This is a genomic window from Nocardioides sp. TF02-7 (genome assembly GCF_022437945.1).
Classification (GTDB): domain Bacteria; phylum Actinomycetota; class Actinomycetes; order Propionibacteriales; family Nocardioidaceae; genus Nocardioides.
In genome coordinates, this window is sequence record NZ_CP092535.1 from 4,552,029 (window position 1) to 4,567,870 (window position 15,842).

The window sequence follows — 15,842 nt, forward strand, 5'->3', positions numbered from 1 at the left end:
GTGGGTACGCCGTGGGAAGCGCAGGTCCGTCGACATACCGTGATGAATCTGCGGCGGCCGTGACGACGGCCCCCACGCCCTACGCCACGAAGATGCAGAACGGGTGTCCCGCGGGGTCGGTGAACACGTAGAGCGGCTCCTCCTCGTCGTCGGTGCGGTCGAGCCGCAGCGCCGCGCCCAGCGACTCCGCCCGCTCCCGCTGCCGCTCGAGCGACGCCCGATCGGGCACGGTCAGGTCGAGGTGCATCTGCATCGGCACGTCCGGGTCGGGCCAGGTCGTGGGCTCCAGCCGCTCGACCCGCTGGAACGCCAGGCGCCGGGTGCCGTCGTCCTCGACCAGCACCAGCCAGTCGGGGTCATCGGCCCCCGACCCGCCGGACGCCCCCGGCTCGTCGCCCGGGCGGTACCGCAGCCCGAGCAGCTCGCGGTAGAACTCCGCGAGCCCGCGGCAGTCGGCGGTGTCGATCACGGTGTGCAGCAGGCGGGGGCGGTCGGCGTGGACGGAGTGGTCGGGGCGGTCGGCCATGGGTTCCAGCCTGAGGCCCTGTCGGTGCCGTGCGCAACACTGGTCGGGTGCCTCCAGCCCGCGACGACGCCTCCCCTGCCGAGGCGCTGAGCCGGTTCAGCGAGCCCACCCGGGCGTGGTTCCGGGCGGCGTTCGCCGAGCCGACGCCGGCGCAGGCCGGGGCGTGGGCGTCCATCTCCGGCGGTCGGCACACCTTGGTGGTGGCGCCCACCGGCTCCGGCAAGACGTTGAGCGCGTTCCTCGCCTCGATCGACCGGTTGCTCACCACGCCGGTCCCCGACGACCGCACGAAGCGCACCCGGGTCCTCTACGTGTCGCCGCTCAAGGCGCTGGCCGTCGACGTCGAGCGCAACCTGCGGGCGCCGCTTGCCGGGATCCGGCAGACCGCGGAGCGCCTCGGCCCGGGCGCCGCGCTTCCGGAGGTGCGGGTCGGCATCCGCTCCGGCGACACCCCCGGCCAACGAGCGGCGCACGCTCACCACCCGGCCGCCCGACATCCTCATCACCACGCCCGAGTCGCTGTTCCTCATGCTCACGAGCCGGGCGCGGGAGTCGCTGCAGGGCGTGCAGACCGTGATCGTCGACGAGGTGCACGCCGTCGCCGGCACCAAGCGCGGCGCCCACCTGGCGCTCACCCTCGAGCGCCTCGACGCCCTGCTGCCCGAGCCGGCGCAACGGATCGGGCTCTCGGCGACCGTGCGTCCGACCGAGGAGGTCGCCCGCTTCCTCGGCGGCCGCGCCCCGGTCGAGATCGTGGCGCCTCCGGCGCACAAGAGCTGGGACCTGCGGGTCGTCGTCCCGGTCGAGGACATGACCGAGCCGGGGGCGGGCGACCCCGCGTTCGACGCCCAGCCCGAGGTGGAGGCCTACGACGACCTCGGCGAGTCCGTCGCCCGCCGGCGCGGCAGCATCTGGCCCCACGTCGAGCAGCGGGTGGCGGAGCTGATCCGCGAGCACACCTCGACCATCGTCTTCGCCAACTCCCCGCCGCACCGCGGAGCGGCTGACGGCCCGGCTCAACGAGATCGCGACCGGCACCGCCGCCGACGGGGTCGAGCCGCCGGCGGAGGTGATGGCCCAGTCCGGGGCGTCGGCCGGGGCCTCGGCGCTCCTCGCCAAGGCCCACCACGGCTCGGTGTCCAAGGAGCAGCGCGCGCAGATCGAGGACGACCTCAAGGCCGGGCGGCTCCCGGCCGTGGTGGCGACGAGCAGCCTCGAGCTCGGCATCGACATGGGCGCGGTCGACCAGGTGCTCCAGATCGCCTCCCCTCCGAGTGTGGCGAGCGCGCTGCAGCGGGTGGGCCGCGCGGGCCACCAGGTCGGCGAGACCTCCAAGGGCGTCTTCTTCCCCCAGCACCGGGGCGACCTCGCCCCGGCAGCGGTGTCGGTCGCCCGGATGCGCACCGGCGGCATCGAGGCGCTGCGGGTGCCGGCCAACCCGCTCGACGTGCTCGCCCAGCAGGTGGTGGCCGCGACCGCGCTCGACGAGTGGGACGTCGACGAGCTGTTCGACGTCGTGCGCCGGTGCGCGTCGTACGCCCAGCTGCCCCGCTCCGCCTTCGACGCCGTGCTCGACCTGCTGGCCGGCCGCTACCCCAGCGACGAGTTCGCCGAGCTCCGGCCGCGGATCACCTGGGACCGGGTGACCGGCCGGGTCGCGGGCCGGCCCGGTGCCCAGCGGCTCGCGGTGACCAGCGGCGGCACGATCCCCGACCGGGGGCTCTACGGCGTGTTCCTCGTCGGCGGCGAGGGTCCCGGCCGGCGGGTCGGCGAGCTCGACGAGGAGATGGTCTACGAGAGCCGGGTCGGCGACGTGTTCGCCCTCGGCGCGACCAGCTGGCGGATCGAGGACATCACCCACGACCGGGTCCTGGTCTCTCCGGCGCCCGGCGTGCCCGGGCGGTTGCCCTTCTGGAAGGGCGACACGCTCGGCCGCCCCGCCGAGCTGGGCGAGGCGATCGGCGCGTTCACCCGCGAGCTCGCCGCGCTCCCCGAGCAGGAGGCGCGCGACCGGGCCCGGAGCGAGGGCCTCGACGAGTACGCCGCGGCCAACCTGGTCGGCTACCTCCGCGAGCAGGTCGACGCGACCCGGGCGCTCCCGAGCGACACGACGCTGCTGGTGGAGCGGTTCCGCGACGAGCTGGGCGACTGGCGGTTGGTGCTGCACTCGCCCTACGGCACCGCCGTCCACGCGCCGTGGGCGTTGGCGATCAACGCCCGCCTGCGTGAGCGCTACGGCGTCGACGGGCAGGCGATGGCCTCCGACGACGGCATCGTGATCCGGATCCCCGACACCGACGCCGAGCCTCCGACCGCCGACGTCGTGGTGTTCGAGCCCGACGAGGTCGAGGAGATCGTCACCCGCGAGGTCGGCGGGTCCGCCCTGTTCGCCAGCCGGTTCCGCGAGTGCGCGGCGCGGGCGCTGCTGCTCCCGAGGCGCGACCCGGGCCGCCGGTCCCCGCTGTGGCAGCAGCGGCAGCGGGCGGCGCAGCTGCTCGAGGTCGCGGCCCGCTACCCGTCGTTCCCGATCGTGCTCGAGACGGTGCGCGAGGTGCTCAACGACGTCTACGACCTGCCGGGCCTCACCCGGCTGCTCCAGCGCACCGACCGGCGCGAGGTCACCGTGACCGAGGTCGAGACCCCGGCGCCGTCGCCGTACGCCCGCACGCTGCTGTTCGGCTATGTCGCGCAGTTCGTCTACGAGGGCGACTCCCCCATCGCGGAGCGACGCGCAGCGGCCCTGACGCTCGACCAGGGCCTGCTCGCCTGAGCTGCTCGGCCGCGCCGAGCTCCGCGAGCTGCTCGACCCCGACGTGCTCGCCGAGGTCGAGGCCGAGCTCCAGCGGCTCGCACCCGACCGTCGCGCCCGCGACGCCGAGGGCGTCGTCGACCTGCTCCGGCTGCTCGGGCCGTCGACCTTCGACGAGCTGGTCGCGCGCACACTGCCGGACTCCCCCGTGGCCGACTGGCTGGCCGACCTGGTCGCCTCCCGCCGCGCGGTCGAGGTGCGGATGCCCTACGGCCCGGCGTGGGCGGTGGTCGAGGACGTGGCCCGGCTCCGCGACGGGCTCGGGGTGCCGGTGCCGCCCGGCACGCCGGCGGTGTTCACCGAGCCGGTCGACGACCCGCTCGCCGACCTGGTCGCCCGCTACGCCCGCACCCACGGCCCGTTCACCGTCTCCGAGGTGGCGACCCGCCTCGGGCTCGGCGCGGCCGTCGTCCGCCACACGCTGCAGCGGCTGGAGGCCCAGGGGCGGGTGCTCACCGGCGAGTTCCGCCCCACCGGGAGCGCCGGCGTCCCCGGCGCCGACGAGTGGTGCGACGCGGAGGTGCTCCGGCGGCTGCGGCGCCGTTCACTCGCCAAGCTCCGCCACGAGATCGAGCCGGTCGAGCCGGTCGCCCTCGCCCGCTTCTCCGCTGCCTGGCAGGCGGTCTCGCCGGCGGCCAAGGGGCTGCGCGGCATCGACGGGGTGCTGCGCGCCGTCGAGCAGCTGGCCGGCGCCCCGGTGCCGGCCTCCGCCCTCGAGCCGCTGGTGCTGGCGTCGCGGGTCCGCGACTACGAGCCCGCCTACCTCGACGAGCTCACCGCCACCGGCGAGGTGCTCTGGGCCGGCCACGGCACACTGCCGGGAAGCGACGGGTGGGTCTCCCTCCACCTCGCCGACCAGGCGTCGCTCACCCTCCCGGAGCCGCAGGGCGAGGTCGACGACGAGCTGCAGCGTCAGGTGCTGACCGCGCTCGCGCCGGGCGGCGCCTGGTTCTTCCGCCAGCTCAGCAACGCGGTCGGCTCCCCTCGACGACGCGCGGCTCAGTGCGGCGTTGTGGAGCCTCGTCTGGTCGGGCCGGGTCAGCAACGACACCCTCACCCCGCTGCGCACGCTGACCAGCACCGGCCGGGCCGCCCACCGCGGGCGGCGCGCCGCAGCCCGGCCGGGCCGGGTCGCCCGCTCCGGCCCACCCGAGACCGCCGGGCGGTGGGCCCTGCTGCCGGCGATCGACGCCGACCCCACGCGCCGCGCCCACGCCACCGCCGAGCGGCTGCTCGACCGGCACGGGGTCGTCACCCGCGGCGCGGTCGTCAGCGAGCGGGTCCCCGGGGGCTTCGCCGCGGTCTACCGGGTCCTCTCCGCGTTCGAGGAGTCCGGGCGGTGCCGCCGCGGCTACTTCGTCGAGGGCCTCGGAGCCGCCCAGTTCGGCACCGCCGGCGCGGTCGACCGGTTGCGCACCTTCGGCCGCACCTCCGACCACGACAAGCCCGTGGCGGTCGCCCTCGCCGCCACCGACCCGGCCAACCCCTACGGCGCCGCGCTCCCCTGGCCGACCGCCGTCGACGACGGCGGCCACCGCCCGGGCCGCAAGGCCGGCGCGCTGGTCGTCCTCGTCGACGGTGCCCCTGGTGCTCTACGTCGAGCGTGGCGGCCGCACCCTGCTCACCTGGAGCGACGACGTCGAGCAGCTGCGACCCGCTGCCGAGGCCCTCTCGACCGCCGTCCGGCGCGGCACCCTCGGCCGGCTTACGGTGGAGCGCGCCGACGGGGCGCCGCTGCTCGGAGCGGGCCCGAGCGCGCTCCGCGACGCGCTCGACGCCGCCGGTTTCGTCGCCACCCCCCGCGGGCTGCGGATCCGGGGCTAGCGGTGCCCGAGGGAGACGCGGTCAAGCTCACCGCCCGACGGCTCGACCGGGCGCTGAAGGGCCGGCGGCTGACGGCCACCGACTTCCGCTGGCCCTCGCTCGCGACCGTCGACCTCGCCGGGGCCACCGTCCTCGGCACCGGCACCCACGGGAAGCACCTGCTCACCCGGTTCGACCACGACGGCCGCAGGTTGACGCTCCACACCCACCTCAAGATGGAGGGCCGCTGGCGGGTGCACGCGGCGGGCGCCCGCTGGTCGCTGCCGGCCCGCGACGCACGGGTCGTGCTGCGCACCGAGTCGACCGAGGCGGTCGGGTTCTCCCTCGCGATCGTCGAGCTGCTGCCGACCGCCGACGAGGGCTCCGTCGTCGGTCACCTCGGCCCCGACCTGCTCGCCGACGGCTGGGACGAGGAGGAGGCGCTGCGCCGGTTGCTCGCCGACCCCGCCCGCCCGCTCGGCGAGGCGCTGCTCGACCAGACGGTCGTCGCCGGGATCGGGACCATCTACCTCTCCGAGGCCTGCTTCGCCCACGGCGTCCACCCGCTCACCCCGGTCGGCGAGGTGCGCGACCCGTCGCGGCTGCTGCGCCGGGCGGGCCAGATGCTGCGGATCGGGGTCGCCAACGGCCGCCCGGTGATGACCGGCGACCGCCGCGAGCCGTTGTGGGTCTACCGGCGCCACCGGTTGCCGTGCCGCCGCTGTGCGACGGTCGTGCAGGCGGGCCCGGTGGGCGACCGGGCGCGGGAGCGGACGACGTACTGGTGCCCCTCCTGCCAGCCGCCGCCTGAGAAGTCGCTGTGAGGCGCCCGGCGGCGGGAACACCGCGCCGGGCCGCCGGCGTTTTTCCGGACATGAACCGTCACCGCCATCACAACGGACTGAAGACCGCCGGCCTGTTCGCCGCCATCTTCGGCCTGCTGCTGGCCGTCGGCGGCATGATCGCGGCGGCCACCAGCAACTCCCTCTTCATCTGGGTCTTCGCACTGATCGGCCTGGCGACCACCGCCTACGGCTACTGGAACTCCGACAAGCTCGCGATCCGGGCGATGCGCGCCTACCCGGTCTCCGAGGCGCAGGCGCCCGCGCTGCACCGGATCGTGCGTGAGCTGTCGCAGCGCGCCGGCCAGCCGATGCCGCGGATCTACGTCTCGCCGACCCAGGCGCCCAACGCGTTCGCGACCGGCCGCGACCCGGAGCACGCCGCGGTCGCCGTCACCGAGGGCATCCTCGGCCTGCTCGACGAGCGCGAGCTGCGCGGTGTGCTCGGCCACGAGCTGATGCACGTCTACAACCGCGACGTCCTCACCTCGTCGGTCGCCGCCGCGATCGCAGGGGTGATCAGCTCGATCGGCCAGTTCCTCGCGTTCAGCTCGCTCTTCGGCGGCGACGAGGAGCGGCCCAACCCCTGGCGATGCTCGCCACGGCGCTGCTGGCCCCGTTCGGAGCGATGGTCATCCAGCTCGCGATCAGCAGGACCCGGGAGTACGACGCCGACGAGGACGGCGCCCGGCTCACCGGCGACCCGCTCGCCCTCGCCTCGGCGCTGCACAAGCTGGAGCTCGGCACCCGCCGGGCGCCGCTGCCGCCGACCCCGCAGCTGCAGAACGCGAGCCACCTGATGATCGCCAACCCGTTCCGCGCACAGGACGTGTCGCGCCTGTTCTCCACCCACCCGCCGATGGCCGACCGGATCGCCCGGCTCGAGGCGATGGCGGGCCGCAGCCGGCACTGACCGCCGGGCGCGGCCGCCGGGGCCGCTTCTGCTCAGGCGGCCGAGGCCACGACCTCGTCGCGCTGCGGCCGCGGGGCGATGGGCGTGGGCTGCGGCACGGCGCCCTCCTCGACGGCGACGGCGTCGGCGACGTCACGCAGCACCCGGGAGAGCGGCACGTCGAGGGCGTCGCACAGGGACGCGAGCAGCTCGGAGGAGGCCTCCTTCTGCCCGCGCTCGATCTCGGAGATGTAGCCGAGGCTGACCCGGGCGGTGCCCGACACCTCACGCAGCGTGAGACCGAGCTCCGAGCGGCGCTCGCGGAGCACGTCGCCGAGCAGCCGGCGGAACAGCGCCATCTCGTTCTCCCTTCTCGTCGTGCGGAGGCGGGCCGTGGACCCGTTCGTGTGTCCCAACGCTACCCGAGGGTCGGATCTTCCGCTCCCCGCCCGGCCGGTGCGGCGTCGGACTCCTCCCATCATGACCGCCAGCGCCGACAGCGCCGCGTCGATGGTGCGCTCCTGGATCCGGTCCCGGTCGCCGTCGAGCTCGAGCGGCACGACCTTGGTCCCGTTCGGCGCCGCCACGGCGACGTAGACCGTCCCCACCGGCTTGCCCTCCTGGGTGTCGGGACCGGCGACCCCGGTGGTCGAGATGCCGTACGTCGTGCCGAGCAGGTCCCGGACGCCGTTCGCCATCGACTCCGCGCACTCGCCGGAGACGACCCCGTGCTCGTCGACGATCTCCTGCGGCACCTCCAGGACGCGCACCTTCGCCTCCGTCGCGTAGGTGACGACGCCGCCGACGAACGCTCCCGACGACCCCGGGACGTCGGTGAGGCGGGCGGCCAGCCGCCCGCCGGTGAGCGACTCGGCCGTCGCGACGGTGTGGTCGGCGTCGACGAGGCGGTGGAGGAGCGGCTCCCACTGCTGGGGCTCCTCGGTGGTGTCGCGGCTCATCCCACGATCGTAGAGGCACGGAGGTCCCCCGGACCCGGCCGTGGCCGGGCGGGGGACCTCCGTGTCGCTCAGGTGGTGCTGGTCAGCGGGCCGCCCCGCTCACCGCCGCACCCGGATCGTCCGCTTCACCGTCGCGCCCTCGAGCGCGCCGGTGCCGGAGTAGCGGATGGTCAGGACCTTCTTGCCCGTGGTGCCGAACGCCGGGAGGCGGAGCCTGACCCTGCCGTTCACGACCGACTTGGTGACCTTCTTGACGCCCGTGGCGTTGACGGTCACCTTGCCGCCTGCCTTGATGCCGTCGGGGTTGGTCACCGTGACGGTCACCCAGGCCCGGGTCTTCTTGACCTTGACCTTCTTGGGCGTCACCTTCGCGGTCATCTTCACGGTGCCCTTGGCGACCTTGCGGGTCGCGGCGGACGTCGCCACCCCGTCGCCGTAGCCGTCGGCGGAGGCGGTGACCCGGAGGCTGATCCGCTTGCCGACGTGGCCGGCGCCCAGCTTCAGCCTCGTCCCGGTGGCGCCCGCGATCGGCGTACCGTCGGCCAGCCACTGGAAGGCCACGTCCTCGGCCTCCGGCGTCCACTCACCGGGGGTGCCGGTCAGCGTCTTGCCGACCTGCGCCTTGCCCCGGATCGTGGGTCGGACCGTGTTGTCGACGACCTGGTCGCCGGCCACCGTGATCGGGACCCGCACCTCGGTGCCGGTCTCGGCGCCCACGAGCAGCAGCTCCACCTCTCCGGTGGGGGTGTCCTCCGGGAGGGTGACGCTCACCTCGGCCGTGCCGTAGCGGTCGTACTTGTCGGTGCCGATGGTGTTGTCGACCGGCGCGGTGCCGAGCACCTCACCGTCGAGCTGCACCTCGATCGTGTCGTCCTGGACGTCGTAGACCGGGTCGGTCGGGTTGATCCGCCCGGACATGGCCAGCGACGCCACGTCGAGCTCCACCACGTCGCCGGCGGCGTACGTCGCCGGCGCGCCGGCGGGGAACTCCACCTCGACGCCTCGCTGGGAGTAGTCGACCTCGAGCGCCTCACCCTCGGCAGGGTTCGCGAACTCCTCCAGGTAGTCGACCATCGCCGCCAGGTCGATCTTGCCGGTGTCACGCGTCCCGGCGCCGTTGGCGAGCTCGTGGAAGTTGTCGCCACCGGTGGAGAGGAACGAGTTCACGGTCACCGAGTACGTCGTGCCCGGGTCGATCGGCACCCCGTCGAGCCACATCCCCGTGACCTCGCCCTCGAACGTCTCCGTGCCGCCCACGGTCACCGGCGTCTCCACGTAGGTGTACTCGAAGCCGTCGGAGATGCCGAGCTTCAGGAACGGCCGCGAGGGAACGGTGCCGCTGGCCGTGCGCTGCCACTGCTGCTCCAGCACCGTCTCGATCTGCGCACCGGTCAGGCCCATGTTGACCAGCGTGTTGGCGAACGGCTGGACGTTGGCCGCCTCCCGATAGGTGAGGCTGCGCACGTCGCCGGCCTCGACACCGTCCATGTCCGCCCGGAGCCCGCCGGGGTTCATGAAGGCGATCTGCGCCGACCCGGCCTCCTGCGTCTCGGTCGCCCACCGCTGCACCTCGGCCACCAGGTTGCCGAGGGTCGACTCACCGCCGCGGTTCTCGTCGGCGAGCGGCGGGGCCGGCGGCGCAGCGGCGACCGGGATCTTGGCCCGGCCGAACCGGTCCTCGATGTCGCCGAGGGGCTGCGCCCCGATGATGTCCGCCTCGGCCTTCGCGTCGGCCACGATCTGCTCCACCACCGGGTCGGACGGGAAGCCGCGACCGGCGAGCGGGATCAGGTCGGTGTCGATGTCGACGACCTCGTTGGTCGCGGGGTCGACGTTGAACACCAGCTGGTTGAGGGCGGTGCCGTACTGGCCCGCGGAGACCACCGGCCGACCGTCGATCTCGCAGTTGTAGGCGAGGTGCGTGTGACCGGAGATGATCGCGTCGACGTCGTCCCCGACGCCGGTCACGATGCTGCCGAACGCCGACTCCGGGTCGTCGTCCATCGCGGCGCAGTTGGTGTTCGGCGCTCCCTCGTGCACCAGCATCACCACGATGTCCGCGCCGTCGGCCCGCAGCTCGGCGGCGTACTGGTTCGTCGACCCGACGATGTCCTCGACGGTGATGTCGGCGACGCCGCCGGGGCTCACCAGCGACTTGAGCTCCTCGGTCGTCGCACCCACGAAGCCGACCTGCACGCCGTCACGCTCGGTCATCCAGGTCGCCGGCACCGCCGGGTCGCCGGTCGACGTGATCGTCAGGTTCGCGGAGATGTACTCCCCACTCGGCGCCGCCCTCGGGGTTGTCCTCCGGGTCGTACGGCGCCATCACGCGCTCGACCAGGTCTTCGTACCCCTGGTCGAGCTCGTGGTTGCCGACCGCCGACACGTCGAGCCCGGCCGCGTTGAGCGCGTCGATCGTGGGCTTGTCGTTGAGGATGAAGGACTCGAACGTCGAGGCGCCGATGAGGTCGCCCGCTGCAGCGAACACCGTGTTGGGGTTCTGCTCCTCGAGGTCCTCCACTGCGCCGGACAGCACCGCTGCGCCGGCCTCCGAACCGTTGGCCAGGATCCGACCGTGGAAGTCGTTGATGCCGAGGACCTGGATCTGCTTGGGCAGGTCGACCGCCGGCGCCGGGTCGAAGCCCACGATGGCCGGGTTGTGGTCGGACGCCGCGAACGGGAGGTTCGGCTGCCAGAAGTCGGTGACGTTGTAGTTGTACCGGCTGTACTGGAAGGCGATGGCCTCGTCGGCGTTGATCTCCCACACGTCGGCACCCTGGACGGTGTCGAGCGCCGCCTCGTTGGCGAGGACGTGGTCGAGGGAGCCGGAGAGCCCGCTGAAGCTGTAGCTCTCGTCGTCCTCGTCGTCGGACTCCACGATCGTGTAGCCGGCCTCCTCCAGGACGGTGATCGGGTCCTCCTGCGAGTAGGCGTTGAAGTCACCGGTGAGGAACACCTTGTCGGTGCCCCGCGCGGCCGCGAACCGGTCGGCGAACGCGACCAGCGCCTCCGCCTGGCGGACCCGGTCGCCGTTGTAGGCACCGGTGTCGGGGTCGTTGGCGTTGTCGCCGGTCGCCGGCGGGTTGCCGTCGCCCTTGGACTTGAAGTGGTTGACGACCACGGCGAACGTCATGGCGTCGTCGGCGCCGGTCGGCTTGAACGCCTGCGCCAACGGCTCGCGGGCGTTGGCGAACGCCGTCGTGCCGAAGAGCAGGTCGGACCGGCCCACCGGCTCCACCGACGCGGGCTTGTAGATGAACCCGTTGCGGATGGTGTCCTGCTCGGTGACGTTGGTCGCGCCGAGCGCCTCGGGCGGCGACGGGACGTAGTCCCAGGTGCCGGCGCCGGCGTCGGCGTTGAGCGCCGCCACCAAGGCCTGGAGGGCGTCGTCGCGGTTGCCCTTGTCGGCGTCGCCGGGCAGCTTGACGGAGTTCTCGAGCTCCTCGAGGGTCACCACGTCGGCGCCCAGGCCGTTGATGGCGGTCACGATCTTCTGCTGCTGCCGCGCCAGGCTGGCGTCGGTCGCGGCGCCGCGCGGGCCGCTGCCGTCGTTGGGCTCCGGGGAACCGGGCGGGTTCTCCAGGCCGCACCGGTTGTTGGCGATCCGGTCGCCGGCGCGGTCGGTGTAGTAGGTGCAGTGCGTCTTGCGCGTGAGCTCCGCACCGTCGGCGACGTACTGCTCACCGGTCGTGTTGAAGTAGTTGAGGACGTTGAACGTCGCCAGCTTCAGGTCGCCCCCCGACGTCCCGCGGCGCCAGGTTGTCCGCGCGGGTGTTCTCGAAGGTCGCGACAGCGTCGGTCTCGCCGCCGAACACGGGCCGGGTCGGCTGGAACTTCCACGTGCTGTTGCGGAACTCGAGGATGACCGGCGCGTGCAGCGTCGCCTCGGCGCCCACGCGGACCGGTTTCGGGCCGTCGTCCGCCGCGGTCAGCCACGGCAGCGGCTGGCCCTTCGCCGCGTTGTTCGTCATGTAGTTGATCGACGTGCCGTCGTCGAGCGCCACGGCCCGGGCGAAATTGTCGTCCTTGACCTCCTGCAGCGCCTCGGCATCGTCGTCGTCGGCGACGTCGGTCGGCTGCCGCAGCGGCGTGTCCCCGGTCGCGAGGCCGACCTCGGCGAACGTGTTCGTGTTGTAGACGTTGCTGACGGTGAAGGTGTCGGTCGGGGCCAGCAGCATGCCCTCCTGGGCCTCCCGCCCCTCTTCCGTCGTCGGGTAGGCGATCTCGAGCGGCTCCACCGCGTCGAGCGGCGTGTCCAGCTCGACCACGTCACCGGTGCCCGGGGTGATCTCGGTCGTGCCCGAGAACTCGCTGACCTCGCCGGTCACCTCGACGGAGTCGCCGATCTCGACGCCGGCCGGCATCGCGTTCGCGCCGAAGACGAAGATCGCGTCGGAGGCGCCCGGGGTGGCGTCCGTCGTGCCGCCGGTGCCCGCGGTCTGCACGTACATGCCGTCGATGCTGGAGCTGGCGAACGCCGGGTCGCGGTACATCGCGGTCACGACGCCCTGGGTCCGCACGACGTCGCCGACGCGGGGCGAGGTGGCGGTGTCGGTGCCCTGGATCTCTGCGATCGACAGCAGCTCCGGCGCCTCGACGACGGTGATCGTGACCTCGACGTCGTCCGTGGCGGCCGGCTCACCGTCGTCGGTGACGGTGAACGTCACCGTGGACGCGCCGGTCTGGGTCGGGGTGCCGGTCAGCTGACCGGTGGGGCTCAGCGTCACGCCGGCGGGCAGCGCGCCCGCGGTGACGGCCCACGAGTACGGCGGCACGCCACCGGTCGCCTGCAGCTGAACGGCGTCCATGGCGTCGTCGACGTACAGCTCGAGGTCGTCGGGGTCGGTGGCGGCGAGCTCGGTCACGCCGAAGCCGTTCGGCACACCGCGGCTGTGAGTCGCCGGGCCGGTCCAGGTGCCGTCGACCAGCCGCTGCAGCGACTGGTCGCCGGCTGTCGCATTGGTCTCGGCGACGCCGGTGTCGACTGACTGGACGCTGGTCGCCGGCTCGCCGAGGTTCGCCGTCATCGAGCCCTCGTAGGAGACGAACTCCACGACGGTTCCGCCGGCGTCGACCAGCGCGACACCGTCGGGACTGCCGTTCTGGAGGACACCGCCGCTGGCGGCAGGGTAGGCGACGACGTGGGTGCCCCAGCCGTCCACCTGGTCGGCGACGGTGCCGGACAGCGTGTCGGTCCGGTACGGGGTGCTGTTGTTCCCGTTGACCAGCACGACCTTCCAGTCGGTCAGGTCGGTGCCGGCGGGTGCCGTCAGCTCGACGAACTCACCGACCCCGCCTCCGTCGTCGGGGGTGCTGTCGTCGTAGTGGAGCTCGGAGATGAAGACGCCGCCCACGGCCGAGGCCGGAGGGGCGGCGAGGAAGGACAATCCAGTGACGCTGAGGCCGAGCCCGAGGGCTCCGACCACGACCTGCTTCGGTGAGGGCATGAGGCACTTTCCACGAGGAGGGCACGGCGGGAACACCGTCCGGGAGAGCGGCCCGGACGACCGAGAAGCGGGGAAGTGGACCGACCATATGCCCGCTTCCAGCCCCGGAGGCAAGATCCTGAGAGAAACCTGAGGCAACTGTTTCGTAACGAAACAGGAATTTCACCGCGGCCGCTGGGGAACCGGTCCAGACCACTCCTGGGGTCGGGCGCGCGCGTGCGACCGCGCGGGTGCTGCGGGGCGTCAGCGGTCCGCGCCGGCCCGGCCGCCGCGGATCTGGTGCCGCTGCTTCCACACGTCGCGGAAGAACTCGTAGCCCGACCACAGCGTCAGCGCGAACGCGGCCACGAGGAGGGCGATCCCGACCACCCAGAGCACCTCGCCCGGCACGTCGAGCCAGCCGTCGACCTCCAGCAGCGGCAGCGTCAGCAGGCCGAGGGCCCCGGCCTGGACGAAGGTCTTCCACTTGCCGCTGGCGGCGGCGGCGATCACCACCGACTTGAGGATCGAGAGCCGGAGCAGGGTGACCGTCCACTCCCGGACGAGGACGACGATCGTGATCGTCCACATCCACCAGGTGTCCATGATGATCGAGAGCCCGATGAACGCCATGCCGGTGATCGCCTTGTCGGCGATCGGGTCGGCGATCTTCCCGAAGTCCGTGATCAGGTTGCGGCTGCGGGCGATGTCGCCGTCGACCTTGTCGGTCACCATCGCGACGACGAAGATCACCCAGGCCACGGTGCGCCACAGCACCGAGTCCCCTCCGTCGACCAGCAGCGCCCAGCCGTAGAACGGCACCAGCACGATCCGCAGCGTGGTGAGCGCGTTGGGGAGGTTCCAGTTGCTCGGCTTCGTGGCCGGCGCTTCCTCGGTCATCGCTTCTCCCCCGTCGCTTCCGCCACCAGGTCGACCCCGTCGCTGCCGACCACCACCGCCTCGAGCAGGTCGCCGACCCGTGCGCCGGCGGCTCGGACCCGGGTGCTGCCGTCGACCTCGGGGCCCTGGTGTGCCGCGCGCCCCTCGACGTACCCCTCGACGCCGGGGTCGATGTCCTCGACGAGCACCTCGACGGTCGTGCCGACGCGCTCCTCGGCCCGTTGTGCGTTGAGCTCGGTGACCAGGTCGGTGACGTGGGCGACCCGGGCCCGGATCTCGTCCTGGTCGTGCTTGTCGTCGAAGCCGGCCGCCTCGGTGCCGTCCTCGTCGGAGTAGCCGAAGACGCCGGTGACGTCCATCCGGGCGGCGACCAGGAAGTCGCAGAGCACCTGGAAGTCCCGCTCGGTCTCACCGGGGAACCCGACGATCACGTTGGACCGCACACCCGCCTCGGGCGCCAGCGCGCGGACCTGCTCGAGCAGCGCGAGGAAGCTGTCGGGATCGCCGAAGCGGCGCATCCGGCGCAGCACGGAAGAGCTGGCGTGCTGGAAGGACAGGTCGAAGTACGGCGCCACACCCGGCGTGGTCGCGATCGCCTCGATGAGGCCGGGGCGGGTCTCCGCCGGCTGCAGGTAGGAGACGCGCACGCGCTCGACGCCGGCGACGGCCGTCAGCTCGGGCAGCAACGTCTCGAGCAGCCGCAGGTCGCCGAGGTCCTTGCCGTAGGAGGTGGAGTTCTCCGACACGAGGAACAGCTCCCGCGCGCCCTGCTCGGCGAGCCAGGCCGCCTCGGCGAGCACGTCGGAGGGCCGCCGGCTGACGAACGAGCCGCGGAACGTCGGGATCGCGCAGAACGTGCACCGGCGGTCGCAGCCGCTGGCGAGCTTGAGCGCCGCCATCGGACCGCTGTCGAGCCGGGCACGGGCCTCGAGGGTCGCCGGTGCGGCCGCGGGCCGGTCGGCCGGGCTGATCGGCAGCAGCTTGCGCCGGTCGCGCGGGGTGTGCGGGTGGGGCCGCTCCCCCGCCACGATCGACCGCAGCCGGGCCGCGATGTCGGTGTAGTCGTCGAACCCGAGCACCGCGTCGGCCTCGGGCAGCGACTCGGCCAGCTCGGCGCCGTACCGCTCGGCGAGGCAGCCGACGGCGACCACGGCCTGCGGCCGGCCGGACTCCTTGAGGTCGGCGGCCTCGAGCAGCGTGTCGATCGAGTCCTTCTTGGCGGCGTCGACGAAGCCGCAGGTGTTGACCACCACCGTGTCGGCGGCCCCCGGGTCGTCGACCAGGGCGAACCCGTCGGCAGCCAGACGGCCGGCGAGCTCCTCGGAGTCGACGTCGTTGCGGGCGCAGCCGAGGGTCAGCAGCGCGACCGCGAGCGGGGCGGAGCCGTCGGCGGGGGTCCCGGTGCCGGGTTCGGGGCTGGTCTCGGTCGTCGTCATGGCTGGTGGCCAGTATGGCGGCTCCCCGATCCTCCGCGCGAAACGCCGACCCGGCTCGTCTCCGCACCTGATTCGCGCCGACCCGGCTCATTCCGGCACCTCAGGAGGCCCGACCCGGCTCATTCCAGCACCTCACAAGGCCCGACCCGGCTCGTTCCGGCACCTCACAAGGCTCGACCCGGCTCATTCCGGCGCGCTACAAGGCCCGACCCGGCCCATTCCGGCACGTTGCGCTGCAGAAATGAGCCG

At 73.2% G+C, this 15,842-nt stretch carries 11 protein-coding genes and 4 pseudogenes; 6 read left to right on the forward strand and 9 right to left on the reverse strand.

The window, feature by feature from the left end:
* Positions 1-79: 79 nt before the first annotated feature.
* Positions 80-526, reverse strand: a complete 447-nt coding sequence (locus MF408_RS23685; protein WP_240249631.1) for a VOC family protein — start codon at positions 524-526, stop codon at positions 80-82.
* A gap of 200 nt (positions 527-726) precedes the next feature.
* Here MF408_RS23685 and MF408_RS27480 point away from each other — a divergent pair.
* The 3 genes and pseudogenes from MF408_RS27480 to MF408_RS27490 form a co-directional block, all read left to right on the forward strand.
* A pseudogene (locus tag MF408_RS27480) lies at positions 727-843 on the forward strand (hypothetical protein); the annotation flags it as partial.
* Between the two features lie 49 nt (positions 844-892).
* Positions 893-1,168, forward strand: a pseudogene (locus MF408_RS27485) (DEAD/DEAH box helicase); the annotation flags it as partial.
* Between the two features lie 430 nt (positions 1,169-1,598).
* Entirely contained in the window at positions 1,599-3,296 is a 1,698-nt protein-coding gene (locus MF408_RS27490; RefSeq protein ID WP_345893805.1) for a helicase-related protein, read from the forward strand.
* 583 nt (positions 3,297-3,879) lie between these two features.
* On the opposite strand, the gene MF408_RS27495 is transcribed toward MF408_RS27490, so the two are convergent.
* Positions 3,880-4,380, reverse strand: coding sequence for a hypothetical protein (locus MF408_RS27495; protein ID WP_345893806.1), 501 nt, complete (start codon positions 4,378-4,380; stop codon positions 3,880-3,882).
* On the opposite strand from MF408_RS27495, the gene MF408_RS27500 reads away from it, so the two are divergent.
* The 3 genes and pseudogenes from MF408_RS27500 to MF408_RS26280 all read left to right on the forward strand — a co-directional run bounded on the left by MF408_RS27500 (position 4,346) and on the right by MF408_RS26280 (position 6,893).
* A complete protein-coding gene (locus MF408_RS27500; RefSeq protein ID WP_345893807.1) occupies positions 4,346-5,962 on the forward strand; it encodes a DNA-formamidopyrimidine glycosylase family protein in 1,617 nt (538 codons plus the stop codon). The genes MF408_RS27495 and MF408_RS27500 overlap by 35 nt on opposite strands.
* A 329-nt stretch (positions 5,963-6,291) precedes the next feature.
* Positions 6,292-6,444, forward strand: a pseudogene (locus tag MF408_RS26275) (M48 family metalloprotease); the annotation flags it as partial.
* A gap of 164 nt (positions 6,445-6,608) precedes the next feature.
* The gene (locus MF408_RS26280) at positions 6,609-6,893 is read left to right on the forward strand and encodes a M48 family metalloprotease (protein WP_345893808.1); all 285 of its coding nucleotides are present in this window, start codon (positions 6,609-6,611) and stop codon (positions 6,891-6,893) included.
* A gap of 32 nt (positions 6,894-6,925) precedes the next feature.
* Here the strand turns inward: MF408_RS26280 and MF408_RS23705 are convergent, their stop codons facing one another.
* The 7 genes and pseudogenes from MF408_RS23705 to rimO form a co-directional block, all read right to left on the reverse strand.
* On the reverse strand, positions 6,926-7,231 hold the full coding sequence (locus MF408_RS23705; protein WP_240252151.1) for a helix-turn-helix transcriptional regulator: 306 nt from the start codon (positions 7,229-7,231) through the stop codon (positions 6,926-6,928).
* 132 nt (positions 7,232-7,363) lie between these two features.
* Positions 7,364-7,831, reverse strand: a pseudogene (locus MF408_RS23710) (CinA family protein); the annotation flags it as partial.
* A 99-nt stretch (positions 7,832-7,930) separates the two neighbouring features.
* A complete protein-coding gene (locus tag MF408_RS23715; protein ID WP_240249633.1) occupies positions 7,931-10,045 on the reverse strand; it encodes a 5'-nucleotidase C-terminal domain-containing protein in 2,115 nt (704 codons plus the stop codon).
* Positions 10,032-11,624: an ExeM/NucH family extracellular endonuclease gene (locus MF408_RS23720; protein ID WP_345893980.1), complete on the reverse strand. Its 1,593-nt coding sequence runs from the start codon at positions 11,622-11,624 to the stop codon at positions 10,032-10,034. Before MF408_RS23720 ends, MF408_RS23715 begins: the two co-directional genes overlap by 14 nt.
* The gene (locus MF408_RS23725) at positions 11,512-13,278 is read right to left on the reverse strand and encodes a putative Ig domain-containing protein (RefSeq protein ID WP_240249634.1); all 1,767 of its coding nucleotides are present in this window, start codon (positions 13,276-13,278) and stop codon (positions 11,512-11,514) included. The genes MF408_RS23720 and MF408_RS23725 overlap by 113 nt, the downstream gene beginning before the upstream one ends.
* A gap of 243 nt (positions 13,279-13,521) precedes the next feature.
* Positions 13,522-14,157: a CDP-diacylglycerol--glycerol-3-phosphate 3-phosphatidyltransferase gene (gene pgsA / locus MF408_RS23730; protein WP_240249635.1), complete on the reverse strand. Its 636-nt coding sequence runs from the start codon at positions 14,155-14,157 to the stop codon at positions 13,522-13,524.
* The gene (rimO, locus tag MF408_RS23735) at positions 14,154-15,593 is read right to left on the reverse strand and encodes a 30S ribosomal protein S12 methylthiotransferase RimO (RefSeq protein ID WP_240249636.1); all 1,440 of its coding nucleotides are present in this window, start codon (positions 15,591-15,593) and stop codon (positions 14,154-14,156) included. The genes pgsA and rimO overlap by 4 nt, the downstream gene beginning before the upstream one ends.
* Positions 15,594-15,842: the final 249 nt, after the last annotated feature.